Annotated in this window: 1 protein-coding gene; it reads right to left on the reverse strand. The window is 60.7% G+C overall.

The features are described 5' to 3' along the window. A partial coding sequence (locus CQY20_RS34120) for a transposase (protein ID WP_420093254.1) occupies nt 1–242 on the reverse strand: 242 nt, incomplete at both ends.

The following is a 242-nucleotide window of genomic DNA, read 5'->3' on the forward strand; positions in this document are numbered from 1 at the left end:
ACCAGTGTGCCGATCGCGGACTTACCCCCAGCACCCAGAATCAGATCACCCTCCCAATGTCCAGGAACGGCGCGGTCTTCGACTTCTGGTGGGCGTTCGCTGATGTTGACCATGTCTGGAATCCGGCCTCTGCGTTGATCGGCGCGGCGCTGTGGTTTGCGTAAAGCCCGCCCGGTGCGCAGGCATTGATGCAGCTCACGACGCAAACTGCCCCGCCCTTGGACGTAAATCGACTGGTAGAT

This window comes from Mycolicibacterium agri (assembly GCF_002553505.1).
Taxonomy (GTDB): Bacteria; Actinomycetota; Actinomycetes; order Mycobacteriales; family Mycobacteriaceae; genus Mycobacterium; species Mycobacterium agri.